Source organism: Streptomyces sp. NPDC044002, assembly GCF_056434525.1.
Window position 1 is genome coordinate 89,955 of sequence record NZ_JBWKEZ010000023.1, and the last position, 3,136, is coordinate 93,090.

The 3,136-nt window shown below is 72.9% G+C and carries 3 protein-coding genes; all 3 read left to right on the plus strand.

Annotated elements, in window-relative coordinates:
• Positions 1-212 precede the first annotated feature (212 nt).
• The 3 genes from AC07A6_RS19125 to AC07A6_RS19135 all read left to right on the plus strand — a co-directional run bounded on the left by AC07A6_RS19125 (position 213) and on the right by AC07A6_RS19135 (position 3,021).
• A complete protein-coding gene (locus AC07A6_RS19125) occupies positions 213-1,538 on the plus strand; it encodes a M20/M25/M40 family metallo-hydrolase (RefSeq protein ID WP_362456256.1) in 1,326 nt (441 codons plus the stop codon).
• 158 nt (positions 1,539-1,696) lie between these two features.
• A complete protein-coding gene (gene chpH, locus AC07A6_RS19130) occupies positions 1,697-1,930 on the plus strand; it encodes a chaplin ChpH (protein WP_125601690.1) in 234 nt (77 codons plus the stop codon).
• A gap of 152 nt (positions 1,931-2,082) precedes the next feature.
• Entirely contained in the window at positions 2,083-3,021 is a 939-nt protein-coding gene (locus AC07A6_RS19135; RefSeq protein WP_478777806.1) for a chaplin, read from the plus strand.
• Positions 3,022-3,136 lie beyond the last annotated feature (115 nt).

Sequence of the window (3,136 nt, forward strand, 5' to 3'; positions counted from 1 at the left end):
CTAGCACCTCAAGCTAGCGCGTCTGCCATTCCGCCACCCGGACAGGGTGTGCGCCTCACGTCCCTCGCGGGCCGTTGCGACGTGGAAAACATTACCAAACGCCGGAGGCCCCCGATCACACCCCCCGGCCGGGCTCGGAACGCCCTTGGGCACAGCGGCCGCGGGCGCGAGGATGGTGGGGGTAGCCGGTACTGATCACTGGGAGGAACAGCGTGAGCGCATCGGGCGCGGGCAAGGCCGTCTCCGGCGAGGACGAGGTCGTCGACCTCTGCCGGGACCTCATCCGGATCGACACCAGCAACTACGGGGACCACTCGGGCCCCGGCGAGCGCAAGGCGGCCGAGTGGGTCGCCGAGAAGCTGGCCGAGGTCGGGCTGGAGCCGCAGATCTTCGAGTCGCACAAGGGGCGCGCGTCGACCGTGGCCCGCATCGAGGGGGAGGACCCCTCGCGGCCCGCCCTGCTGATCCACGGGCACACCGACGTCGTCCCCGCCAACGCGGCCGACTGGACCTACGACCCCTTCTCGGGCGAGATCGCCGACGGCTGCGTCTGGGGCCGCGGCGCGGTCGACATGAAGGACATGGACGCGATGACGCTGGCCGTCGTGCGCGACCGCATGCGCAGCGGGCGCAAGCCCCCGCGGGACATCGTGCTGGCCTTCCTCGCGGACGAGGAGGCGGGCGGCACGTACGGCGCCCGCCACCTCGTGGACAAGCACCCCGGGCTCTTCGAGGGCGTCACCGAGGCCATCGGCGAGGTCGGCGGCTTCTCCTTCACGGTGAACGAGAACCTGCGGCTGTACCTCGTGGAGACCGCCCAGAAGGGCATGCACTGGATGCGCCTCACCGTCGAGGGCACCGCGGGCCACGGCTCCATGACCAACACCGACAACGCGATCACCGAGCTGTGCGAGGCCGTCGGCCGCCTCGGCCGCCACACCTGGCCGGTGCGCGTCACGAAGACCGTCAGGCACTTCCTCGACGAGCTCTCGGACGCCCTCGGAACCCCGCTCGACCCCGACGACATGGACGCCACGCTCGCCAAGCTCGGCGGGATCGCCAAGATGGTCGGCGCGACCCTGCGCAACTCGGCCGCCCCGACGATGCTCGGCGCCGGCTACAAGGTCAACGTCATCCCCGGCCAGGCCACCGCCCACGTCGACGGACGCTTCCTGCCGGGCTACGAGGACGAGTTCTTCGCCGACCTCGACCGGATCCTCGGCCCGCGCGTGAAGCGCGAGGACGTCCACGCGGACAAGGCGCTGGAGACGGACTTCGACGGGCGGCTCGTGGACGCCATGCAGGGCGCCCTGCGGGCCGAGGACCCGATCGCGCGGGCGGTCCCGTACATGCTCTCCGGCGGGACGGACGCCAAGTCCTTCGACGACCTCGGCATCCGCTGCTTCGGCTTCGCGCCGCTCCAGCTGCCGCCGGAGCTGGACTTCGCCGGCATGTTCCACGGCGTTGACGAGCGGGTGCCGGTGGACGGGCTGAAGTTCGGCGTCCGGGTCCTGGACCGGTTCATCGACAACGCCTGAGGCACGCGCGTCGCCCCATAACGCCGGGGAATCGGGAAGGTGTGCGGATTCCACTGAGAAGAGTGAATGCGCTCATACGCTCGTAGCCCTGGTGATCCCTCCTCGTTACAGGTGGTGCGGTCCGCGGCTGGGACCGCACTTGCCTACTAGGAGGAACAATGCTCAAGAAGGTTGTCGCCGCTGCGGCTGCCACCGGTGGTCTGGTTCTCGCGGGTGCGGGCATGGCCGCCGCCGACGCGGGCGCCCAGGGCGCGGCCATCGGCTCCCCCGGTGTCCTGTCCGGCAACGTCGTCCAGGTTCCGGTTCACGTCCCGGTCAACGTCTGCGGCAACACCGTGAACGTCATCGGCCTGCTGAACCCGGCCTTCGGCAACACCTGCGTCAACGCCTGACGCTTCTGAAGTTCTGGCCCCGGAGCGCAATCCAGCGTTCCGGGGCCGCCGGGCTTTTACGGCCCGGAAGCTCACTTCTTCGGCGCGACGGGCGGGGGAGCCCGTACGGCCCGCGCGCCGGACGGAACGTACACACCAGGGGACGAGTACAGATGCGACGACCTGTTCAGGTCACGAGGAAGACGCTGATCACGATGGCGGCCGCGGGGGGTGTCCTCGCGTTCGCCGGCGGTCAGGCCCAGGCGGCCTCGGGGGCGTCGGGGCACGCCGCGAACTCTCCGGGCCTGCTGTCCGGGAACAACGTGCAGGCACCGGTGGACGCGCCGGTGAACGTGTGCGGCAACACGGTGACGGTGGTGGGGGGTCTGAACCCGGCCTTCGGCAACCGCTGCGCCAACGACTCGGGCAAGCCGCAGCACCCGGGACACCCCGGTCACCCGGGACACCCCGGTCACCCGGGCCAGCCCGGCAACCCGGGCGGCGGGCACGACGAGCCGTGCGACGACGACGATCACCCCGGTAACCCTGGTACTCCGGGCCACCCCGGTACCCCGGGCAATCCGGGTACCCCGGGCGGGCACACCCCGGGGAACCCCGGCGGCCAGAACCCCGGCAACCCCGGTACGCCGGGCGGGCAGACTCCGGGCAACCCGGGCGGGCATACGCCGGGCAACCCGGGCGGGCATACGCCGGGCAACCCGGGCGGACAGACTCCGGGCAACCCGGGCGGACAGACTCCGGGCAACCCGGGCGGACAGACTCCGGGCAACCCGGGCGGACAGACTCCGGGCAACCCGGGCGGACAGACTCCGGGCAACCCCGGCGGACAGACCCCGGGAACGCCGGGCGGGCAGACGCCGGGCAACCCCGGTGGGCATACCCCCGGCAAGCCGGGCGGCCAGACCCCCGGTAGCCCCAGCGGTCAGACCCCGGGCACGCCGGGTGGGCAGACGCCCGGCAACCCCGGCGGCCAGACGCCCGGCCTCGCCGCCACGGGCGCGGGTGACGCCCTGACGGCCGGCGTACCGCTCGCCGGCGGGCTGCTGCTGGCCGGCGCCGTGCTCTACCGGCGCGCCCGCAACTCCGCCTGACGGGCACTCACGACGCGGGGGGGGGGGGGGGGGGGGGGGGGGGGGAGGGGGGGGGGGGGGGGGGGGGGGGGGGGGGGGGGGGGGGGGGGGGGGGGTGGGTGTCTCTGTGCGGGGT